The organism is Bradyrhizobium sp. STM 3561 (genome assembly GCF_045571455.1).
GTDB lineage: Bacteria > Pseudomonadota > Alphaproteobacteria > Rhizobiales > Xanthobacteraceae > Bradyrhizobium > Bradyrhizobium vignae.
Genome location: NZ_CP120695.1, coordinates 6259100 through 6280437, shown reverse-complemented (window position 1 = coordinate 6280437; position 21338 = coordinate 6259100). Strand labels below are relative to the sequence as shown.

Here is a 21338-nt window from a genome sequence, read left to right as displayed (position 1 = left end):
GGCCGGTCCTTCAGGGAGCGAGTTCAATGGTTACGGATCGACCGATCGTGGTGGCCGGCGCCGGCGCCATCGGCTGTTTCGTCGGCGGCATGCTGGCCGCGTCAGGCCGGCGTGTCGCGCTGCTGGTGCGGCCGCGGGTGAAGACCGAGATCGAGCGGTTCGGTCTGCGGCTGACCGATTTCGACGGCTCCGAGAAGAGGCTTGGCGCGGGTCAGCTTGCGTTGTCCGAGGATCCTGCGATCTTCCACGGCGCCGGCATCGTGCTGGTGACGGTGAAGAGCGCCGACACCGCCGCTGTCGCCGATCAGATCGCGCAGCATGCGCCGCAGGATGCGGTCGTCGTCTCACTCCAGAACGGCATCGGCAACGTCGCGGTGTTGCGCGAACGACTTGGCGACCATTTTGGCGGCCGGCGCGTGCTCGCCGGCATGGTGCCGTTCAACGTGGTCGCGATGGGCGAGGGCCGCTTCCACCGCTCGAGCTCCGGTGACATCCATGTCGGAGAAGACGAGGCGAACACCGCCGGGGCGCTTTCGGTGCCTGGCCTTGAGGTGCGTGCGAGAGGTGACATCACCGGCGTGCAATGGGGCAAGCTGATCATCAATCTGAACAACGCGCTCAGCGCGCTGTCCGACATGCCGCTCGCCGCACAACTGGCGAATCGCGAGTGGCGAAGATTGTTCGCCGACCAGATGGCGGAAGGGCTGGCTGCGCTGAAGGCCGCCGGCATCGCGCCGGTCTCGTCGACGCCGATCCCGATGAAATGGTCTCCGGCATTGCTGCGGCTGCCTGACATGATCTTCGACGCGATCCTCGGGCGGACCATGAAGATCGATCCCGAGGCGCGCTCCTCGATGTGGCAGGATCTGAAGCAGGGCCGTAAAACCGAGATCGACTATCTCCAGGGTGCGGTCATCGCGCTCGCCGAGCAAAACGGCGTGGACGTGCCGCTGATGCGCCGCATTGTTGCGCTGATCAAGGAAGCCGAGGCGGCCGGCAACGGCCCGCCGCGGCTGACGCCGCAGCAGATCCGCGGGTCGGCGTGAGTGCGAAGGAGGTACGCCATGAAGCGTTGTCTGATGATCGGGGTCGCGCTGGCCGCGCTCTGCGGCGCATCGACGCTCGCCCTTGCGAGGCCGCCGACGGTCGTGAACTCTCCGGGCTATGACAGGCGATTGCAGGAGAGCAGGTCGCAGTTGGGTGGTTCGCCGACGGTAATGGCGCCCGCGAATCCAACGGTGCCCACGTCCAAGCGCAGCAAGAAGAAGCATCCAAACTGAAGCCTCACCCTCCGCCGGCGTCCCGGATCGGGGCTGACGCTTCTCCGGGAGGACAGCGGAGTTTGCGGCCGCCGCGGAACGAAAGCCGAGAAGCTTACCCCTTTTTCGCGGGTTTGCTCGGCGTCGGGTTGAACAGCTTCTTCAGGTCGTTCAGGCTTTCCGATAGCCGCGGCCATTCGCAGCTGAACGAGCCCTTGGTGCAGGGCGCGCTCTTTGGTCTCGTGCCCACGGCCTGCTGAACCTTCGGCCGCTCGACCGGGATAGGCACGCGCTCGACTTCGGTTCGCAGCGCGACCTGCTGAAGCTGCCGCACCTGTTGCTCTTGCTGCTCGCGCTGCTGGCGCGCGGTGGCTTGGGCCGCTTCATTGCTGCGGCGCTGATTGGCGAGATAGGCGGTGTAGGCTTCGTCGATCTTCTTCTGCTCCTCCGGCGTCGGATTGGGGCCGGCGATGTCGAAGGTGCGATCCTGGAGGAAGTCGTAATAGGAATAGCCGCCGCCCGGCTTGCGGCGGCCGGCAAACTTGGCGTTGCAATCGGCAAGCGCGGCTGTCTTCTCGGTCTTGGTTGCGGCCTTCTCGGCGGCGTCGGCGCATTCCTCGAAATCGACCGGCGCACGTTTCCACCATTGCGCCTCGGCATGCGCATGCATCAGCAGGTAAAACCCTGTTGCGGCAACGACAAGCAGCGCTGCACGATGCGATGTAACGACGGCCGACATTCTACGAGAGCATTCCCTATCAGACTCAACCCGAACTGAGTCGGGTCGGATTTTTGCCCCTTTATCGCCGCCTTGTCACCCATGGAACCCACATGGAACCCGGGAATTTCATGGCCGGGATGCTGACATTTTGTGCTTGACGTGGCGTGGGAGTCACAGCGTCGCGCCGGCAGGCTGTTACACTTATGTTGCGAGCGCCTCACTCCCCGCGGCAACGCCAAGAACACGAAGTGGAAACGCCTGATGCTGCTCCCCCTGTCCGATGTGCCGCGCTGGTACGCCGAGCGCAAACCGCAAGGCACGATCGCTATCCGTCATGGGCAGGACACGCTGACATGGGACGAGCTCGAGCGTTGCGCCAATCGGCGCGCGCGGGCGTTCGCGGCCAAGGGCGTCAAGCCTGGCGATTTCGTCGCGATCGGTTTGCCCAACGGCAACTCGTTCTTCGAGACCTCCTTTGCGGTATGGAAGTGCGGGGCGACGCCGACCTCGCTGTCATGGCGGCTGCCGCGCGGCGAGGCCGCCGCCGTGCTCGACATCCTCAAGCCCGCGCTGGTGGTCGGCGGCGAGGCCGACTGGAATGCGCCGAACCGCCTGCCTGCGGATTTCGTGCCGGAAGGTGTTTCGGACGAGCCGCTCAATCCGCCGGTGGCGCGCTACTGGAAGGCGATGACGTCAGGCGGCTCGACCGGCCGTCCCAAGGTGATCCTCGATCACCATCCGGCGGTGACCGACACCGTCGCGGCGCCGCCGCTCAACATTCCTTTCGGCGTCTCGCTGCTCAATCCCGGCCCGCTCTACCACAATGCGCCGTTCATCGTGTCGCACTATGCGCTGTTCGCCGGCGGCAAGCTCACCGGCCTCACCAAATTCGATGCCGAGGAGACGCTGCGCCAGATCGAGCGTGAGCGCGTGCAATGGGTCAATTTCGTGCCGACCATGATGCACCGGATCTGGGCGCTGCCGGAGAGCGTGCGCAACTCGTACGACCTATCGAGCCTGCAGACGGTCTTCCATATGGCGGCGCCGATGCCGCCGTGGCTGAAGGAGAACTGGATCGCCTGGCTCGGACCGGAGCGGATCTGGGAGCTCTATGGCGGCACCGAGCGCCAGGGCGCCTGCATCATATCAGGCACCGAGTGGCTGACGCACAAGGGTTCGGTCGGCAAGATCGGCGATATGGCGAAGCTTCGCATCATCGGCGAGGACGGCAACGATGTCGCGCCGGGCGAGACCGGCGAGATCTACTTCCTCAACAATGACGGCAAGGACGCCACTTATCACTATCTCGGGGCCGAGCCGAAACGCCGCGCCGATGGCTGGGAATCGCTCGGCGATATCGGCCGGCTGGATGCAGAAGGCTATCTCTATCTCGGCGACCGCCTCGCCGACATGGTGCTGCGCGGCGGCGCCAACATCTATCCGGCCGAGGTCGAGGCTGCCGTCTCCGCCTGTCCCGGCGTGCGCTCCTGCGTGGTGGTCGGCTTGCCCGATCCGGAATTGGGCCAGCGCGTGCATGCGATCATCGAGCCGGAGCCCGATGCCGACGGCCAGGCCATTGCTGATGGAATGGCAGATTTCCTCAAGGACCGGCTCAGCCGCTACAAGCACCCTGAAAGCTTCGAATTCGTCAGCGCCCCGCCGCGCGATGATTCCGGAAAAGTTCGCCGCACGCTGTTGCGCGATGAGCGCGCAGCATGGATGAAGGAAGGGCGCGCTTTCCGGATTTTACCGGCGAAGGCGCGGGCGCACGCCGAATGAGACAAACACGGAAGGATTGACATGACGATCACCATCGCAGCGAGCAGCGTGCCGAAGCCGCCGGCCGATATCATCGAAGGTTTCAGGCACGCGCCGACCTCGGTGATCTCGGACAATCTCGCCCGGCTGCCGGGCGCAGTGGGGCTAAGGCCCTATCACCGCGGCGGCAAGCTGGTGGGGACGGCCTTCACCGTGCGCACCCGTCCCGGCGACAATCTCGCCATTCACCGTGCGCTCGAACTGGTCGGGCCCGGCGACGTCATCGTGGTCGATGGCGGCGGCGACGAGACGCGCGCGCTGGTCGGCGAGATCATGAAGAACATCGCGCAATGGCGCAAAGCCGAAGGCTACGTCATCGACGGCGCGATCCGCGATGTCGCGGCCTTCGCAGCGGACGACTTCCCCTGCTATGCGCGCGCGGTGATCCATCGCGGCCCCTACAAGAACGGTCCCGGCGAGATCAACGTGCCTGTCACGGTCGGCGGCAGCGTCATTTCGCCCGGCGACATCGTGGTCGGCGACGAGGACGGCGTGGTGTCGTTTCCGGCCGCCGGTGCTGCCGCGCTGCTGGACGCGGTGCGCGCCCAGGTCGCGCGCGAGGAGGAGACCATGAAGGCGATCCGCGAGGGCCGCTACCAGGGCTCCTATGGCAAAGCCTGATCGCAGAAGAACGAGGGGAGGATGACGTGAGCCAGAAGGACGAATTCCACAACATCGACAATCCCGGCGACGGGCTGTTTCGCGAGCTTGCAGCCGGAGTGACCACGCGCATCTTCTCCGGCGAGCAGGCGATGCTGTCGGTGGTGACGCTGGCGCCGCATGCGCAAGGCGCGCTGCATCATCACCCCGAGGAGCAATGGGGCGTGCTGCTCGACGGCTCGGCGATCCGCGTTCAGGGCGATGAGGAAGTCCCGGTGAAGAAGGGCGATTTCTGGCGCACGCCCGGCAACGTGCCGCACACCATGCGGGCCGGCCCCGACGGCGCCCGCGTGCTGGACATCTTCAGCCCGCCGCGGCCAGAATACAAAAAAGCAGGGTCGGGCTTCGGCACGACCTAAAGCATGATCCGGAAAAGTGCGAAGCGGTTTTCCGGAAAGATCATGCGTAAACAACAAGCTAAAGCGCGATGACGATTCATCCAAATCTCATCGCGCTTTAGCGCTCAAAAGTAGAAAAGCGCGAAACAAAAGGGAGGGGACCATGACGATCACACGGCGGGCCCTGCTGGCCGCGCCCGCCATCCTCGCGATGGCACCGGCAAGCGCGCAAGCCTCGAAAATCACGCTGGTCGTGCCGTTCCCGCCGGGCGGCTCGACCGATGCCATGGCGCGGCTGCTGCAGAGCAACCTGCAGACAAAGCTCAACCGTATCGTCGTGGTCGAGAACAAGTCGGGCGCCGCCGGCGCGCTCGGCGCAGCGCAGGTCGCCAAGAGCCCGGCGGATGGTGCGACGTTCCTGGTGACGTTCGATTCGCATGCGGTGATCCCGTCGATCCTCGACAAGCCGCCCGTCGATGTCGAGCGCGAGCTGATGCCGGTGTTGCTGATCGGCACCGCGCCCTACGTGATCGCGGCCGGCGCCGGCCGTCCCTACAAGAGTTTTGCCGACGTGGTGGCCGCCTGCAAGACGACGCCCGGCGCGGTGAAATACGCCTCCGTCGGCATCGGCACGCTCGGCCATCTCGCCATGACCGTGCTCGGCAGCAAGGCCGGCGTCGACATCATGCACGTGCCCTATCGCGGCGGCGGCCCGGCCATGAACGACGTGCTCGGCGGCCATGTCGATCTGATTGCGGGATCGGCGGCGCTGGTCGCAGCCCAGCTCGGCACCAACATGCTGCGCCCGATCCTGCAGCTCGGCCGCGAGCGGCTGCAGGCCCTGCCGGATACGCCGACCGCGATCGAGGCCGGCTTTCCCGATTTCGAGACGCTGGCCTGGTGGGGCATCTTCGCGCCCGCGGGCACGCCGCCCGACATCGTCTTGGCCATGGCGACCGCGTCCCGGGAGATCCTGAGCGAGCCCGCGACTGCCGCCCAGCTCAAGGAGACCCAGCACATGACGCTGCTGCTCCAGGACGGCCCCGCCTTCAAGACCTTCTTCGACAAGCAGGTCGCCTATTGGGGCAAGGTGGTCAAGGACAACAACATCAGGGCGTAAGAGGCCTCAGCCCGGGATTGCCATCCCGGGTCCGGTGGCAGGTCCGGTGCGCTCGCGCTGAGCGTCAGAGCATCTTGCCAACGATCTTCGTCATATCCGCTGCCGAAAACGCGCGCAGCGTTTCGGTGCGGACATTGCCGAGTGCGCTGAGACTAAGGCTGAGCGACATCGCTGCAGCCTCATCTGGAGCCTCGAGAACGGTCACAACGTCATATCGTCCCTGCGTCCAGACGATCTCTTTCACAGTCACGCCGAACGTTTTGGCCATCTCCTTGAAGGCTTCGGCCCGCTTCGGCGAGTCCTTGACGTTGCGGACTCCCTGATCCGTGAAGTTGCCTAGCACAACATAGGTTACCATGGTCGTCCTCCCTGGATAGAACTTGAGGAAACCGCGCCGAGCTTGCCACGGCGGCTGAGACGGCGCCACTTGCGCGTTGGAACGTCAGCAGATGCGACTTATTCGGTCAGGACAACGGCCGAGCGAAACTGAGCTCATGGCCGTCGGGGTCGGTGAGATGGAAGTAGCGCTCACCCCATTCGGCATCGCGCGGCGTGGTGGACGGCGGCCACCCGGCGGCACGCGCCTGTGCGTAGGTCTCGTCGACATCGGCCACGTAGAAGATGACCCGGCCCCACCAGGACCAGCGCTTGTCTTCCGGCTGCGCAGTCAGGTTGAGATAGCCGGTGCCGGCGCGAAAGCTCGTGAATGCGGCGGCTTCACCGCCATACAGCAGCTCGAATCCGAGCGAGCGATAGAAATGCACGGCACGCGCCATGTCGTGGGTGCCGAGCGTGATGGCGCTGATGCTCTCGATCATGTGGGCTGCTCCGCCAAGAGGGATCTCGGCGCATTGTACGGCCGCCTTGCTCAGCTTGCAGATGATCTGGCCCGCCTTGCGGCTGGCGAACCGCATCCTGCTCTGCTATGAGGAGGCCGAACCCGCAGCTATCGGGTTCCGCGGTCCCGTAGCTCAGCCGGATAGAGCGGCGGTTTCCTAAACCGTAGGTCGGAAGTTCGAGTCTTCCCGGGATCGCCAGCCTCCGACCGCAAGAAACCCTATAAGCAAAGGGATTTGTGCTTCGTACGCGCTCCGTTCCGGTGAAAAACTCGCGCCAAAACGATATTACCGTCGATTACGCTCAGTACCATTGATTTCAACGGGTTACGCCCCAGTACCGTCTGTTCCGTGCAACACGGATGCAACACGGACGAGGTGTCGTGTTCGTAATTCGTTTCCTTTCCAATAGACAATTCGAAGCTCGTTTTCTGGACATTCCAGTCCGACAAATGGCCTGTGTTGGAATGAGATCGGAGGCGGCTTCGAGACTTCCGCACAAGCTGTAGCATGACCCCGCCGAGGGTGCCGCCGACGAAGCGCGCGCGGTGGCGATTCGGCTACTCGAAACTCGGCGCGGCTTCGCAGAGCGGAGTTGCTGTCTTTGGGGAAATGTCTGCTAAGTTGTGCCGACAGCCCTCACATCGAACGATTGGCTTCCGATATGGAATTGGACGCAAAGCCGCCCGTCGAAGGCACAAATTTTCGATTCACGATCTCGGGCGGTATCGGCACCACCCGCATCACTGTGCAAAGTGAACGGAAAAATGCTGCACGACGGCGATTGCCCCGATCCGCCTTGTCACGCGGAGATGCGCATACCCGCTGTCGTGGGGAACCGAATTGGTGGTGATCGCCAAGGACTCTCACCAAGCTGGATCTAGACCGCAAGCTGAAGACGAGGACGGCAACGGAAACGCAGCCGATACGGCCGAGCATTCTGGACTTCATCGCTAATTACCGCGATCTGCAGGATCTCGACAAAGCGTCTCCGCGAGATCTTTATGTGACGATCAAGGCCATGCGCATCAAGAAGAAAAGTCCAGAAGCGGCCACCCCCGGCGGTGCTCCCAAGGCCGGCAGCGAGGCGCCAAACGGTTCCGACTTCGACGACTGATGCTTGGCCCTCCAATCGATATGTTGTGCCCGCTGTGAGGGTTGCAGACGCTTAAGTCCGCGAGGCCATAGCAGCCTCACTCGTCTTCGGCATGGGTTAATTTCAGACAATCGCCACAAAGTTAACCGACACGCGCCTTACAGTCAGTCTCCACAAGACCGCCATGTCCCAGTATTCACTCGATGTATTGCGTCAACGCTATGTCGTCGAGAAAAGACCGCTCGAGACCAGCGTGGAGCAGATCTTACGGGCCGACGGCCGCGCGGGAGCGCGTGCCATCTTGGCTGCAATCGATAAACGCCGCTTCGAAAATAGGTCCGAAGGCCAACGCCTCCGCAAGATGCTCCGCTTCGAGACCTCTCTCTGGGAGAGCGGCCATCATGCCGTGGCAGGCGTGGATGAGGCCGGAATGAGCCCTCTCGCCGGGCCGGTCTCCGCCGGTGCCGTGATCCTGAAACCTGGCACGCGGATAGTCGGGATCGACGACTCGAAAAAACTCGACGCCGCGGCTCGCGAAGAACTCGCGAAGGAGATCAAGGAAAAAGCAGTGAGTTGGTCTGTAGCGTTCGTCGAGGTCGAGGAGATCGACGCGATCAATATCTATTGGGCAGGCATCCAGGCTATGCAGCGTGCCGTCCAGGGGCTGGGCTTGACGCCGCAGCACTTGCTGATCGATGCGAAGCGGTTGAAGCAAATCGACATCCCGCAGCAGGCCATCATCAAAGGCGATGCCAAGTCAGCCAGCATCGCCGCCGCCTCAATCCTCGCGAAAGTCGAGCGCGACACCGTCATGCGAGCGGTCGACGTGCGTCACCCCGGCTACGGATTCGCGGACCACAAGGGTTACCCGGTGCCGGCTCATTATGAGGCGCTCGCCAGGCTTGGTGCATGCGCAGCTCACCGGAGGTCGTTCGGACCCGTCCGCAAGGCTCTCGGGCTACCGCCCCTGCCGCCCTGGCCTTCGGCATCCGAGCGATCCGTCGGCTGAACTCTAAGTCGTACGCTTCGTCTGAAGGGCATTATTTTCGCGACCGGCTCTTTTCGCGAACGACATCCTTGGCCTGTTTGTCTGACCGCAGACCGAGATAGACCGGCTGGCGCAGCTCGCCCTTGCTGGTCCACTCCGCGAACTTCACTTCCGCAACCAATGAAGGGCGCACCCAGGTCGTGACCTGCTCATCCTTCACCTTAGCAGGGAAGGGCGACTTGGCGGTCTTGAGCTTCACGAGCTTGCCGTGAAGCTCTTCGAGAGCTTGGTGGCTGAAGCCGGTGCCGACGTGGCCAATGTACCGCCATGCACCGTCTTCGCGTACCGCCAGCACGAGAGCGCCGAAGAAGGGCCGGGTTCGCCTGGGTGCCGTGAAGCCGGCGATTACAACCTCCTGACGCTGCGCGGTCTTCACTTTCAGCCAGTCGGGGGTCCGGCATCCGGACGCGTATGGGCTGTCGGCGCGCTTGGCCATGATGCCTTCGAGATGTCTCTGCTCAGCTTCTGCGAAGAACTTCGTTCCGCTGCCTTTGCGGTGCTTGCTGAACGCGATCAGCTTGTGGCGGGGCAGGATGGCCCTGAGCCGCTTCTTGCGCTCGAGGAGCGGCAGCGCACGCAGGTCCTCACCATTTGCGAACATCAGGTCGAACGCGCAGTAGAGAAGCTTAGCCTCGTGGCGCAGGGCGTTTTGAAGCAACTGGAAATGGGATACGCCATCAGTTCCAATCGCGACGAGCTCGCCATCGATCACGGCATCGGCCTTCACGCCTTCAAGTGCTTTCGCGACCTCCATGTAGGAGTGGCTGATGATTTTCCCGTTTCGGCTGTAGAGCGCGACCTTACCGCCCCGGATTTCCGCGACCATGCGGAAACCATCGAACTTGTCCTCGAAGACCCAATTGGGATCGTCGAACGGTGAATCGGTCAGCGTGGCCAGCATGGGCTGCAGGCGGCGAGGCAGGGTTGATTTTCGGGCCATAGCTGGACGATGGGACTAGAGAGGGACGGCAACTAGCACGATGCATCGTGAGTTCCCCGCGAGAAGTGAAGGCCTGGGTGTAAAATTGAAGATGGCGGAGTCCGAGACCTACACCGTTAGCCGACAAAGCGTGCCTGCCGCTTTTGGCACCCCATGGTTGCCTCGATGCTCGTCCTCCTGCTCTGATTTGCTAGGAAGGTATAATCTCGACGCGTATTGCGCCGAGCGCAGCCACTCCCCTCCCGGCGATGATCTCTGTGCGGCCGCCGGACACCAGGTCGAGCGAAGCATATTCCTCGAAGACGCGGACCGGGTCTGCGGCTCCCAGGATGGTGATTGCGCTGGTGAGACGTATCTGCCGTGTACGCGCCGCAACGGCCCGAGCAATATCGCGGGAGCCGAATCGAGAAACTCGTCGGTGTGGTGTTCGCCGATTCCGTAGATGTGGATGCCGAGCTCATCGGCGAGCTGGATCTCCTCCAGCACATGGTTGACGACCTGCGTCGGCAACTCCTCGAGCGTTTCCCCGCGCGGCGCGAAGAACAGCGGAGGTGCGAGCTTGGTCCCCGTCGCTACATGATGTTGTCCGACGGGCGCCCGCGGCCGGCACCCGCCATCGCGCATTCTACTTGCCGGCATGCGACTGCATGGTCTCGATCGGCAAGCAGCCAATCGCGGTCTTGTCACTTTGCCACGGCATGCCTCGCCGCCTCGATCTGGGCTTTTACCGCTTCGAGATTGAAGCTCGCTCCCCTCTGCATCGGCGGGAATTCGATGGCCGTCTTGGCCAACTCCTCCACTTTCTGCTGTATGAACACGAAGCGCCAGAATTCGTACTGGAACCAACCGAAGTAATGCTGCGCACCGTTCTTGGTGCCATTTTCCGGCCAACCCGTTCGCTCGAACGGATCGAGGCGCAGATTGGTAATGTAAGGCACATCGACCTTGCCCTTTTCACCCAGCCAACCCGCGGGCTGGTCGATGAAGCGGTACTTGTAGTCGTCGATGCGTATGGCACCTAGCGTGCTCTCGCCAAAATACCAGATCTCATGCCTGTTCGACGGCCCCTTGCCGGTGATCATGTCCATCTGGTTGTAGCCGTCGAGATAGACCTTGTAAGTGCGGTCGCCGATCTGCTTGCCCTTCTTCAGCTCCTCGGCAATGTTCGGATTTCCTGCGGCCGCCACCAGAGTCGGGAACCAGTCTAGCCCCGACATGATGCCGTTCTCGACCTTGCCGGCCGGCACGCGGCCTGGCCAGCGAATCATGGCCGGTGCACGATAACCGCCTTCCATGACCGTGCCCTTTGATTGCGCAAACGGCGTCTGTCCGCCATCTGGCCACGTGAAAACCTCAGTGCCGTTGTCGGTGGTGAAGACGACGATGGTGTTGTCGTCGACACCCATGTCCTTGAGCTTCTTCATCACCTCGCCGACGATATCGTCGAGCTGCGCCATGCCTGCTTCATGAATGGTCCAGCCGTTCCTCGAGTTGCGCATCGCCTCATACTTCTGCGACAGGTGAGTGACGATGTGCATGCGCGTTGGGTTGAGCCAGAGGAAGAATGGCTTGTTGTCGGCCTTGGCCTTCTCGATGAACTTGAAAGAAAAATCGCGAATTTCGTCGTCCACCGTCTCCATGCGCTTGGGATAGAGCGTGCCGGCATCCTCGATCCTCTGCTTGCCGACCTTGCCCCAACGCGGGTCGACGGTTGCATCGTCGCTGTCGGTCGCCCAGGAGTGAACCATGTTGCGCGGACCCACCACGTTCAGCAGCTCTTGCGGGTAGCCGGGGTGCGCGGGGTCTTCCATGGCGTCGAGATGGTACAGATAGCCGAAGAACTCGTCGAAACCGTGCACGGTCGGCAGAAACTCGTTCTTGTCGCCCAGGTGGTTCTTGCCGAACTGGCCGGTGGCGTAGCCCATTGACTTGAGCACATGGGCGATTGTCACGGCCTCCGCCGGAATCCCGATCGGCGCGCCGGCCTGACCAACCGTCGTCATGCCGGTGCGGATCGGCAACTCGCCGGTGATGAAGGCGGCGCGGCCGGCGGTGCAGCTTGCCTCGGCATAGTAATCGGTAAACAGCATTCCTTCGGCCGCGAGCTTGTCGAGGTTCGGCGTTCGTCCAGCCATCATGCCGCGGTGGTAGGCACCGATGTTCCAGATGCCGATGTCATCGCCCATGATGACGACGATGTTGGGCCGCTGGCCGCTCGGTGCCTGCTGCGCCTGGGCCAGTGCCTTTTCAACCGATGCGGCAGCGCCCAATGCGGACGCTGCCGCCAGGCTTGTCGTCGCGAGCAAAACGTGGCGACGGCTCATATCGCGTGAGGTGTTATCCTTGTCCTCGCTCATCATTTGCTCCCTTCCTTATGATGCATCGAAAACCAACGTGGCTCGTGGACGTATCCACCGCTTCCGCATGACGCGCAGCCGGGCGGTAGCGACGGCAGTAGCTCGGCGCGCAGAGATGCGAGCCGCCCTTGAGAACCTTGCGGGGAATTTTGATCCTGGGCAGAGACGGATCGTGGCTGTCTTGCTCTTGTCCGCCGCGCGGATTATGCGGAACACAGCAGGCTTTGGGGGCGTCGGGCTCATGTCTGGTAGACCACCAATCCGTGGTCCACTCCCAGACGTTACCGATCATGTCATGGAGACCGTAGCCATTCGGCGGGAACGCCGTTATCGGCGAGGTGCGGGCGTGACCATCGCCGTTGAGATTTTCGTACGGAAACGCGCCTTGCCAGGTGTTCGCCATTGACCTGCCGCCGGGCATGAACTCGTCGCCCCAGGCGAACTCGGCTCCGTCGAGGCCGCCGCGCGCGGCAAACTCCCATTCGGCTTCGGTCGGCAAGTCCTTGCCAGCCCATATCGCGTAGGCCTCGGCATCGCGATAGGCAATGTGGACCACGGGATGATCGTCGAGGCCGCTGATCGAACTGCGGGGGCCGTATGGCCGGCGCCAGTTGGCGCCAAATTTGAAACTCCACCATTGCGACCAGTCGCGCAAATCGACCGGACGCTTCGGTGGCGTGAAAACCAGCGAGCCGGCCTTGAGCATGTGCGGCAGCGCGCCTGGATAGTCCTTTGCCTCGGGCCGCGTCTCCGCTGACGTCACGTAGCCTGTTGCGTTGACGAACTTGCGAAAATCGCGATTGGTGACCGGCATCCGGTCCATCCAGAAGCCGCTCACCGAGACGCGATGGACGGGTGCCTCTTCGGCGTAGTGCCTGTCGGAGCCCATGCGGAACGTGCCGCCCGGAATCCAGTTCATGCCACCTTGGCTGGGCTCATCCGACAAAGGTACGCCTGCCGCAACGCCAACGTCGTGCATGGGCTACTCGCAGCGAACGAGAAGTTACGAGCGCCGCCCCGAGCATTTCAAAAATCTTTCCGACAGCTTTCCAGCATCGGTTCTGCGGGGGAGGAGCGCGGCTCAACCATTAGTCAGTCAACATGACAATCGAACATCTGAACCGGTGGCAAGTTCGCAGCCACACAACCTTCTTTTATTGATCTAGATCAATCCAGCCAGCTCGCCTTCCTTGTCGAGGGCCCCTGACGACTATGCAAGACACAGAAGGCTGTGGCGTCATGAACTCAGCCGTTCAATAGACCTCCGGCTGAACTCGAGTATGCCGATTTCGCATGGACCAACGGCGACGGTGTGGGCTTATCTTTTCCCGATCATGCCCTGGCAGCAGACATCATGGCGCCAATACGGGCTAGTTTGGACCCTTCTTCTTTTTGCTCGCGCCCTTCAAGGCTGCTGCCGAGGTCGTGACTGATCCATCGGTCATTTGAAGACAGGTCAAGAGATCGACATAGCTCGCTTCGCCTATCGTCGCCTCTCCCTCACACTGGGACCTGACAGCCGGGGAGTACGAAGACCAAATCGGGCCCAGCTGTTCACGCGCTGAGTTCTCATCGCTCAAACACTTGTCGAAACTCTGCGGTAGGCTCAAACTCATCGCCTTGTCGGCTTCTACCGATGCTCTGCAAGTAGCCTCGACGTTGAATTTTGGGATAGCATCGGAAATGGGCGTCAACAATTGAGTAGCCGCCGCCATGGCCATGATTGCGGGGTGCATCGGATATCCTTTCCTTCACAAAAAACAAACAGGCACGAGCGATGCCGCCAAGTCGCATAACGATTTGTGAGAAGTACCCATTGCGTCCTCCGATCAAAGGCTCGCTTCGCGGGAATATGGCTTCGGCTCCAACGTCGCCATAACGACTGGCCCTTCTTTCAAGAGAAAACCAATCTTGGGCGACGTCCGAAACGATGGTCGTTAGAAAGGAAAAAGAGGTGGCCAAGTCACAACTGTCTGCGAACTGGGCAGCACGAGATGCTTCCAGCAACGCGTTCTGCTTTTATTGATCTAGATCAATCACGCCAGTGGCTGATGCCTTGTCGAGAGCGCCCTGATGGTGATGCAAGAACGGCGGGGCTGTGGCATCTAGGACACAACCTTTCAACAAAACTCCAGATGAATGCAAGTTTGCCGATTTCGCATGGACGTGCGCCAGCATACTGTTTCCGAGTTCGCACCGGCCGGAGCCGGCAATGGCGCGATCGCGAGAGTCGGGGGATCGGCGATGCGGTACCTTGGATCGGGTTTAGGACGTAGATTTTCGCGGCGGCATTCGAGTGTTGGGGCGATTGCCGCTCTGCTGGTGCTGTCCAACCAGGCGGCTCGCGCCGATGAAAATGGCATCAGCTTTTGGGTACCCGGATTTTTTGGCAGCCTCGCGGCCGTTCCGCAGCAGGCACCGGGCTGGTCGGTGACCTCGATTTATTATCACACCTCTGTTTCCGCCGGCGGCGACGTGGCGCGGTCGCGCGAAATCACGCTTGGTCGCTTTCCCGCGAATCTAACGGCCACCGTGAACGCGAACGTCAACGCGAACGTGGATCTTGGCCTTGTGGCCGGAACTTACACCTTTGCGACACCCGTGCTGGGTGGTCAGGCTTCTGCCACCCTGTTGGCGTCCTACGGCTCCAACTCCACGTCGCTGGCCGGATCGCTCGTTGGGACATTGACGGGACCGGGCGGCGGCACGCTCCCGTTCTCGCGCTTCGACAGCATCGACAGCTCGCTCATTGCATTCGGCGACCTGATCCCGCAGTTCGCGCTGCGCTGGAATGCCGGAGTCAACAATTACATGACGTACGTTACCGCTGACCTCCCGGTCGGCGCCTACCAGTCGACCCGCTTGGCGAATTTGGGGATCGGACACTGGGCGATCGACGCGGGCGGCGGCTACACCTATTTCGATCCAAAGACCGGGCATGAATTTTCGGCGGTGCTGGGATTCACCTACAACTTCGTCAACCCCTCCACTCAATATCAAAGCGGCGTCGACATGCATCTCGACTGGGGCGCATCGCAATTCCTGACCAAGCAGTGGCAGGTCGGCCTCGTCGGCTACCTCTATCAGCAGCTCGGCTGCGACAGTGGCTCCGGCGATCGCGTCGGCTGCTTCCGGTCGCGCGTGGCCGGCGTCGGCCCGCAGGTCGGCTACATTTTCCCGGTCGGAGACATGCAGGGATATCTGAACCTGAAGGGCTACGGCGAATTCGCCAACGAAAATCGGCCAGCAGGCTGGAACGTTTGGCTGACGTTCAATCTTCAGCCCGCGGCGCCAACGCCGCCGACGTCCACAAGGCCGAGGTTCACAAAATAAGGATGCCGTGACGCTGCTGATCGCGCTGAAGGAATTCCCGCAATTCACGGAAGTTGAGAGACGCCCAGCGCCCGGACCGGGACCGAGACGACGTTTGGCGAACGCCACGGGGTCGAGACCCGCATGACCCGGGATGCCCAATTCATGTGTGAAGATATCGCTCACGACAGCAGCGACCGGCCCCTCACAATCGACAACGGGCGCTCCGGAGGAGCCGTGATCGATGATGAGGCGATTGGTTCCGTCATACATTTCCAGAAGTGCCATGCCGGCCAACTTCTCGTCGTCTCCGAACCGAACGAACCGACCTCCAACGAGCTGAGGGCGCCCGGCTGAATAGGCAACCGTCCAAACCGGTTCTTCCGGAGCGAGCGGCTCCTTGCGGATGATGGCGGTTCGCGACGATGAGGCGGCCCGTTGTAGTTCGATCACGGCCAGCCTTTCCATCTGACTACCCGCTAACCGGTGGATACGTGCGGGGACGGACTGGCCACCGTCCTCGCCGTCAATCGGCGTCCAGTCCTGATGCGAGAGATTCATCGCTGTCGCGACGTGCTCCGCCGTCACGATCGTGCTCGGCGAAAGAAACCAAGCGGTGCCCGTCGGCGCAAAGCCGCCGCTCCGTCCCAAGCACGTCTGGTCAATCCGAACCAAGCTCCAGGTCGAAGGTCGAACGCGTGATCTGGCGCTTTTCAACGTCGCCATCGACAGCAAGCTGCGCGGCTGCGATGTAGTCGCATTGAAAGTCGATGACGTTGCGCCAGGCGGGTATACGGCCGATCGCGCGATCGTCCGACAGAAGAAGACCGGTCGACCAGTCAAATTTGAACTAACGGAATCGATCCGTCAGGCCCCCACAGGCGGTCCGGGCCAAACTCAGACAAAAGGTTCGGAGACAGGCGGTCTGCTCACTGGCCCGGTTGAGCAGGTGGGCTGGGCCAATCCGATCGCAGATTGTTCGGGTTATTTCGATCGAATAAGTCCTGCCTAGTAAGGCCGCTCAGGCGAGGATCAATTGCGGATTCAATTCTGCGAAGCTCATGGCTTCGTGTGACTACGACCCCGGGTCTTACGACGCAATTAGCAGGATAACCAGCGTGTTGGCAGTAAACTACGGCACTCCCCGTTCCAGTGCTTCCAGCTAAGAACACAATTATTAGCGACGCCGACAACGCGATTGATCGCCGCATTTTTGCCTCCCGTGGCCAACCCAATCCTATGGCCAATCCACGAAGAAGTGTGGCGCTATTGCCAAAAATGGCAAGAGTCATTGGACAACGGATTTCCGCTTCGGGTCTTGGTTGTGTGAAAACACCATGACGCTTGACCGCGAGAGAAGAAGTTGTTCGTCCAACACCGATGTAGCCCTCAAGCTCTCAAGCGCCTTCAACGTTAAGGGACGAATTGAGAATGCAATTCTAGTCGTATCGATCTTTGCGTTTTTACAAAGCCAGGGTCATGAGCACCTGTTCGAACCGCCGTTCTCTCGCGTCCGGTTTACCCCGACGAGGAGCGGGCTCGGGCCGCACTTCGCTTTCGGGCCAGAAGCCGAAATGGCGGCATTGCCCTGCTCGACCCGTTTTAGTTCTGGACGTCAACATCGGCTCGTCAAACATTCCAGTCCTTCCGGGGGTGCCTCAAAAGACGCCGCGTAAGAGCTGATTTAGGTCAGGATCGACATTAGCGATGATGCCGGCCCACCACGATGGGCCGGCATGATGTAGATCCTCAAGCGCCGACCTTCTTGGCGGTAGGAACTGTCCATGTGCCGTTGATGATCGACGGGTCTGTTTCCTGCGGCCAGTACATGCGCAGCATGAGGATGAAATCTCCTTCAGGCGCGGGAAGCCAGTTTGCCTCCTTGTCTTTACCCGGCGAGTCCTTCTGGATGTAAAGATCGGTTGAGCCGTCCGGGTTTTCCTTTAGGTCCTGGCGCGCGCTGATCGAGTAGCGGTTGAGCGGATTGTTCACAAAGAAGTAGCTGCTGTCGTACATCGTGAGCGACCAGAATCCTTCGGCGGGAGGCAGGTGGCCCTTGGGAAAACGCATCACGTACTTGTTCGCGCCATTGTACTTTTGACCATCTGCATCCTTCTGCGAGGTCGGATAAACCGCATCCTGCGGGCGGTTGGCGCCGAGGCCAATCGCGGTGACCAAGGCTCGCATCAGATAATCGGTGCCGTAGATGCCGGTTTTCGTCGTGAAGGCAAAGCCATTCTCGTCCCTGATGGCCTTGTTGATCTTGAATTGAAGCATAATCCTGTCGAACGACAATTCCGGTACGCGCTTCAGGAAATCCGCCTTCAGCTTGCTCTCGTCAAACTCCTGTCCGGGGACGATGCCGATGCGCGCGAACTTGGCAAGCTGGGGCGCGTCGGCGGCGTAAGGCGGATTGGCTTTCATGAGCTCACAGAGCAGCTTGAAATACGCTCCTGCATCCATGCGGTTGACCTGTTCGCGCACGGCCGTCTTCATGTCGATCAAGGGATCGACCTTTCCCGGAGGCGGTGTGTACGGCTTGCCATAGGCACTGAGCGGAACGAGCTTGCACTCGTCCTGCAGCTTGTGCACGGCTGCATAGTCCTCCGGCGTGCCGGTACAATAGATGCGGCCAAGCAGCCACACGATGTTTGTCTGCGACTTGTACTCCTTCACGCCATCCGGCAGCATGCCTTTCCATCCAGGGCCGGTGATCGCGTAGGTCTGGGCCCCGGTGCCGGTGGTGCGTTTGCCGGGCACCTGGAAAACCGTCGTCCAACCGTCCAGCATCGGCATCAGGAAATAGCGTCCGTTCATGTCTGGGATGCTGAGGACCCATGGTTCTTTCCCGACGTCGAAAAATGAAGTCGTGTAGAGGGTGTCCGCGTTCGGTGCCGTGACGTCCTTGAACGAGGCGTCGGGATAGTGGCGCAACTTGATGATGTGGCCCATCGGCCCACGCGTGCCCACGGGTTCGGCGACGTTGGTTATGATCCGCCGGGTCATCTCCATCGTGACCAGCGGATAGCCGAATACATAGGCGTCGCTTGCGAGCCAGAGATCCTCCAAACCTTCGCCTACGCCAAGGAACGCATCCTGGGCCAAGGCCGACCGTGCCGCAGTTGCTCCTGCCAGCAGTCCTATTCCACCAAATGCCACGGATCGACGGGTGAACTTCATCGCATTTCCTTTCCTGAAATCAACTCACACTGACCGCAGTGATCTCAGGTTCGGCTAGCCGGTCACGGGCTTCTTTGATCTTGATCAATGAAAGGTTGCAAGAAGGGCAGCCCCGCGCGGGGCTACGATGGCGACTGTTCTGCGAAGCTCAATAGCCAGATGGATAGGGACGACTTCCGCTAATGGGATGGACCGGCCGTGCTTCGGCCCCGACAGCACGCAAAGCTGGCCCGGGACAGCGAAGAGACGGAGCACGCCATGTCTCAGCAAGCCAACTGCGCAATAGCCGTGATCGGCATCGATATCGGCAAGAACTCGTTCCACGTTGTGGGGCGCCAGATCCGCAAGGTAAGAGAAAAAGGCTTCTCCAGGATTGGTTGAGGACGCCAATGCGCGCGCAGCGCTGACGGATGCTTCCGGGCGGTCCAGCACGACGGCCTCGAACAGCGCGCCCCTGGTACTAGCTCGAAGTGTCGCAGCCCAATTCCCGTATGCCACGCAACTCATGAAGGCTTCGTTCGTCTTGTGGAGCCGTGGCGACTTCGATGTAGAACGCTGCCCAGTGCGCGAGATCCTCAGCCATCTGGGCGACAAGTGGACCACGCTCATCGTCATTGCTCTCGCCGAAGGACCACATCGGTTCAACGAGCTTCGTCGCGCTCTCCCCGACATCTCCAATCGCATGCTCACGCAAACCTTGCGGGATCTCCAGCGCGACGGACTTCTGTCTCGTCAAGTCTTCCCGACCAAGCCGCCAAGCGTCGAGTACTGGCTAACGCCGCTCGGACGGTCACGGCTCGATCCGCTCGCGGCGCTCGTCACCTGGGCGCAGAACACCCATGCCGATGTCAAGACGGCGCGATCGAAATTCGACAGGAGCGGGTCGGTTATCGCTAATGTCGATTCCTAACCGGCGCGTCCGCCGGCAGGCACCGGGGCCGTTGCTCGCAAACTATGGGCTGGACAATCCGCGGTTCCTCAAGCAGCTGCGAAGATCGAGGCTCTTGCTGATCGGCACGCAACGCATCGATCAGGCCGCACGTGACGAGGAAGTCTGGCCGGGAACGGCGGCGAGCAGCTCGCGCGTGTAGGCGTGCTCCGGTGCCGAGAACAAGGCGGCCGTCGGCTTCAGCTCGACGATGGCGCCGCGCTGCATCACTGCGATGCGGTCGCAGATCTGCGCGGCGACGCGCAGATCATGCGTGATGAACAGCATCGACAGGCCGAGGCGTTTCTTGAGGTCTTCCAAGAGATTGAGCACCTGCGCCTGAACGGAGACGTCGAGCGCGGAGACAGCCTCATCGGCGACGATGATCTCGGGCTCCAGCGCGAGTGCGCGCGCAATCCCGATGCGCTGGCGCTGGCCGCCGGAAAATTCATGCGGATAACGCTCCAGCGCGCTGGCATTGAGGCCGACGAGGCCGAGCAGTTCGCCGGCGCGCTTATGGGCCGTTGCGGCATCGGTGCCATGCGCGATCGGTCCGTCGGCGATGATATTGCCGACCTTGCGGCGCGGATTGAGCGAGGCGAACGGATCCTGGAAGATCATCTGGATGCGGCTGCGCGCCTTGCGGAGCTCCTTGCCGCCGATCCGGGTGAAGTCGATATCGCCGAGACGGATCGTGCCCTGGTCCGGCTCGATCAGCCGCATTACGAGCCGCGCCACCGAGGATTTGCCGGAGCCGGATTCGCCGACCAGTCCGAGCGTCTCGCCCTTGAGGATATCGAAATTGACCTCGTTGGCGGCGCGCACGCGGCGCTCCGGCTGAAACCAGCCACCGCCGGAGACATAGGTCTTGTCGAGGCCGACGACTTCGACCGCCTTGGCACGGCCCGCGAGCGGCGCGCGCTGCGGCGGCTGCATCGATGGCACAGCCGCAAGAAGGGCGCGAGTATAGCTGTGTTGCGGGCGCAGCAGCACATCGTCGGCCGCGCCTTGCTCGACCACCTTGCCGTGCTGGAGCACGATGACACGGTCCGCGATATCGGCGACGACGCCGAAATCATGGGTGATGAACATGACCGCCATGTTGCGGCTGCGCTGAAGGTCGCGGATGAGCTTGAGGATCTGCGCCTGCGTGGTGACGTCGAGCGCCGTGGTCGGCTCATCCGCGACCAGCACGGCCGGCTCCAGCGCAAGCGCCATCGCGATCATGGCGCGTTGGCGCTGGCCGCCGGAAAGCTGGTGCGGATAGGCGCGCATCGAACGTTCGGGGTCGGGCAGGCCGACCTCGCGCAGCAGCTGCAGCGCCTTCTGCGTCCGTTCCTTCGGCGTCAGCAAATTGTGCGCCTCGAACATTTCGGCGATCTGCTCGCCGATCCGCATCAACGGATTGAGCGCGGTCATCGGCTCCTGGAACACCATCGCGATGTGGCGGCCGCGCAGCGCGAGCCAGCCGGTCTCGTCGAGGGCGAGCAGGTTGTGGCCGTCATAGACGATCTCGCCGGCCTCGCGGCCGATCGTGTCGGGCAACAGTCCCATCAGCGCGTGCGCGCACATCGATTTGCCGGAGCCGGACTCGCCGACCACGCAAAGGATTTTCCCGGGTGTGAGATCGAGGGAGACGTCGTCGACGGCGTAGCGGCGGTCCGCGCCGGGCGGCAGCGCGAGCTTCAGGTTCTTGATCGAGACGACGGCCGTTGCGGCGGACAT

21 protein-coding genes, 1 tRNA gene and 1 pseudogene are annotated in these 21338 nt (G+C 61.9%); 12 read left to right on the top strand and 11 right to left on the bottom strand.

The window, feature by feature from the left end; translation table 11 throughout:
• Positions 1 to 26: 26 nt before the first annotated feature.
• On the top strand, positions 27 to 1046 hold the full coding sequence (locus P6U28_RS29860) for a 2-dehydropantoate 2-reductase (RefSeq protein WP_407120372.1): 1020 nt from the start codon (positions 27 to 29) through the stop codon (positions 1044 to 1046).
• An 18-nt stretch (positions 1047 to 1064) separates the two neighbouring features.
• Positions 1065 to 1280, top strand: a complete 216-nt coding sequence (locus tag P6U28_RS29855; RefSeq protein ID WP_122400593.1) for a hypothetical protein — start codon at positions 1065 to 1067, stop codon at positions 1278 to 1280.
• A gap of 94 nt (positions 1281 to 1374) precedes the next feature.
• Here P6U28_RS29855 and P6U28_RS29850 read toward each other — a convergent pair whose 3' ends face one another.
• Positions 1375 to 1998 (bottom strand): hypothetical protein, encoded by a 624-nt coding sequence (locus tag P6U28_RS29850; protein WP_407120371.1) that lies wholly within the window; start codon positions 1996 to 1998, stop codon positions 1375 to 1377.
• Positions 1999 to 2241: 243 nt separating this feature from the next.
• Between P6U28_RS29850 and P6U28_RS29845 the strand changes: the two genes are divergently transcribed.
• The 4 genes from P6U28_RS29845 (at position 2242) to P6U28_RS29830 (ending at position 5916) form a co-directional block, all read left to right on the top strand.
• A complete protein-coding gene (locus P6U28_RS29845) occupies positions 2242 to 3759 on the top strand; it encodes an AMP-binding protein (RefSeq protein ID WP_129143394.1) in 1518 nt (505 codons plus the stop codon).
• Positions 3760 to 3780: 21 nt separating this feature from the next.
• A complete protein-coding gene (locus P6U28_RS29840; protein ID WP_122400595.1) occupies positions 3781 to 4419 on the top strand; it encodes an RraA family protein in 639 nt (212 codons plus the stop codon).
• Positions 4420 to 4445: 26 nt separating this feature from the next.
• On the top strand, positions 4446 to 4817 hold the full coding sequence (locus P6U28_RS29835; RefSeq protein WP_122400596.1) for a cupin domain-containing protein: 372 nt from the start codon (positions 4446 to 4448) through the stop codon (positions 4815 to 4817).
• Positions 4818 to 4959: 142 nt separating this feature from the next.
• Positions 4960 to 5916, top strand: coding sequence for a tripartite tricarboxylate transporter substrate-binding protein (locus tag P6U28_RS29830; protein ID WP_129143396.1), 957 nt, complete (start codon positions 4960 to 4962; stop codon positions 5914 to 5916).
• Positions 5917 to 5980: 64 nt separating this feature from the next.
• On the opposite strand, the gene P6U28_RS29825 is transcribed toward P6U28_RS29830, so the two are convergent.
• Both P6U28_RS29825 and P6U28_RS29820 read right to left on the bottom strand, forming a co-directional pair.
• A complete protein-coding gene (locus P6U28_RS29825; RefSeq protein WP_014490344.1) occupies positions 5981 to 6274 on the bottom strand; it encodes a GYD domain-containing protein in 294 nt (97 codons plus the stop codon).
• A 106-nt stretch (positions 6275 to 6380) separates the two neighbouring features.
• Positions 6381 to 6734: a VOC family protein gene (locus P6U28_RS29820; protein WP_129143458.1), complete on the bottom strand. Its 354-nt coding sequence runs from the start codon at positions 6732 to 6734 to the stop codon at positions 6381 to 6383.
• A gap of 142 nt (positions 6735 to 6876) precedes the next feature.
• On the opposite strand from P6U28_RS29820, the gene P6U28_RS29815 reads away from it, so the two are divergent.
• Positions 6877 to 6953 (top strand) — tRNA-Arg (locus P6U28_RS29815).
• Between the two features lie 1079 nt (positions 6954 to 8032).
• The gene (locus P6U28_RS29810; protein ID WP_129143397.1) at positions 8033 to 8857 is read left to right on the top strand and encodes a ribonuclease HII; all 825 of its coding nucleotides are present in this window, start codon (positions 8033 to 8035) and stop codon (positions 8855 to 8857) included.
• Between the two features lie 31 nt (positions 8858 to 8888).
• On the opposite strand, the gene ligD is transcribed toward P6U28_RS29810, so the two are convergent.
• The 5 genes from ligD to P6U28_RS29785 all read right to left on the bottom strand — a co-directional run bounded on the left by ligD (position 8889) and on the right by P6U28_RS29785 (position 13929).
• Entirely contained in the window at positions 8889 to 9836 is a 948-nt protein-coding gene (gene ligD / locus P6U28_RS29805; RefSeq protein WP_129143398.1) for a non-homologous end-joining DNA ligase, read from the bottom strand.
• Between the two features lie 190 nt (positions 9837 to 10026).
• Positions 10027 to 10164 carry a hypothetical protein gene (locus tag P6U28_RS29800; protein WP_376707274.1) on the bottom strand — a complete coding sequence of 46 codons (138 nt, stop codon included), beginning with the start codon at positions 10162 to 10164 and terminating at the stop codon, positions 10027 to 10029.
• A gap of 355 nt (positions 10165 to 10519) precedes the next feature.
• The gene (locus P6U28_RS29795; protein ID WP_164936872.1) at positions 10520 to 12193 is read right to left on the bottom strand and encodes an arylsulfatase; all 1674 of its coding nucleotides are present in this window, start codon (positions 12191 to 12193) and stop codon (positions 10520 to 10522) included.
• Entirely contained in the window at positions 12174 to 13172 is a 999-nt protein-coding gene (locus P6U28_RS29790) for a formylglycine-generating enzyme family protein (protein WP_129143399.1), read from the bottom strand. Before P6U28_RS29790 ends, P6U28_RS29795 begins: the two co-directional genes overlap by 20 nt.
• A 391-nt stretch (positions 13173 to 13563) precedes the next feature.
• On the bottom strand, positions 13564 to 13929 hold the full coding sequence (locus tag P6U28_RS29785; RefSeq protein WP_122400602.1) for a hypothetical protein: 366 nt from the start codon (positions 13927 to 13929) through the stop codon (positions 13564 to 13566).
• A gap of 508 nt (positions 13930 to 14437) precedes the next feature.
• On the opposite strand from P6U28_RS29785, the gene P6U28_RS29780 reads away from it, so the two are divergent.
• The gene (locus P6U28_RS29780) at positions 14438 to 15526 is read left to right on the top strand and encodes a transporter (protein ID WP_407123124.1); all 1089 of its coding nucleotides are present in this window, start codon (positions 14438 to 14440) and stop codon (positions 15524 to 15526) included.
• Between the two features lie 228 nt (positions 15527 to 15754).
• Here the strand turns inward: P6U28_RS29780 and P6U28_RS29775 are convergent.
• Positions 15755 to 16066: pseudogene (locus tag P6U28_RS29775) on the bottom strand (hypothetical protein); the annotation flags it as partial.
• Positions 16067 to 16121: 55 nt separating this feature from the next.
• Between P6U28_RS29775 and P6U28_RS29770 the strand changes: the two are divergent.
• A complete protein-coding gene (locus P6U28_RS29770) occupies positions 16122 to 16517 on the top strand; it encodes a hypothetical protein (protein ID WP_407120370.1) in 396 nt (131 codons plus the stop codon).
• A 737-nt stretch (positions 16518 to 17254) separates the two neighbouring features.
• On the opposite strand, the gene P6U28_RS29765 is transcribed toward P6U28_RS29770, so the two are convergent.
• Positions 17255 to 18685, bottom strand: coding sequence for a DUF1254 domain-containing protein (locus tag P6U28_RS29765; RefSeq protein ID WP_129143401.1), 1431 nt, complete (start codon positions 18683 to 18685; stop codon positions 17255 to 17257).
• 258 nt (positions 18686 to 18943) lie between these two features.
• Here P6U28_RS29765 and P6U28_RS29760 point away from each other — a divergent pair, with 258 nt between their 5' ends.
• Together P6U28_RS29760 and P6U28_RS29755 are read left to right on the top strand one after the other, a co-directional pair.
• A complete protein-coding gene (locus P6U28_RS29760; RefSeq protein WP_283810462.1) occupies positions 18944 to 19066 on the top strand; it encodes a hypothetical protein in 123 nt (40 codons plus the stop codon).
• Positions 19059 to 19595: a winged helix-turn-helix transcriptional regulator gene (locus P6U28_RS29755; RefSeq protein WP_376707273.1), complete on the top strand. Its 537-nt coding sequence runs from the start codon at positions 19059 to 19061 to the stop codon at positions 19593 to 19595. Before P6U28_RS29760 ends, P6U28_RS29755 begins: the two co-directional genes overlap by 8 nt.
• Before the next feature lie 120 nt (positions 19596 to 19715).
• Here the strand turns inward: P6U28_RS29755 and P6U28_RS29750 are convergent, their stop codons facing one another.
• Positions 19716 to 21338 carry an ABC transporter ATP-binding protein gene (locus P6U28_RS29750; protein ID WP_129143402.1) on the bottom strand — a complete coding sequence of 541 codons (1623 nt, stop codon included), beginning with the start codon at positions 21336 to 21338 and terminating at the stop codon, positions 19716 to 19718.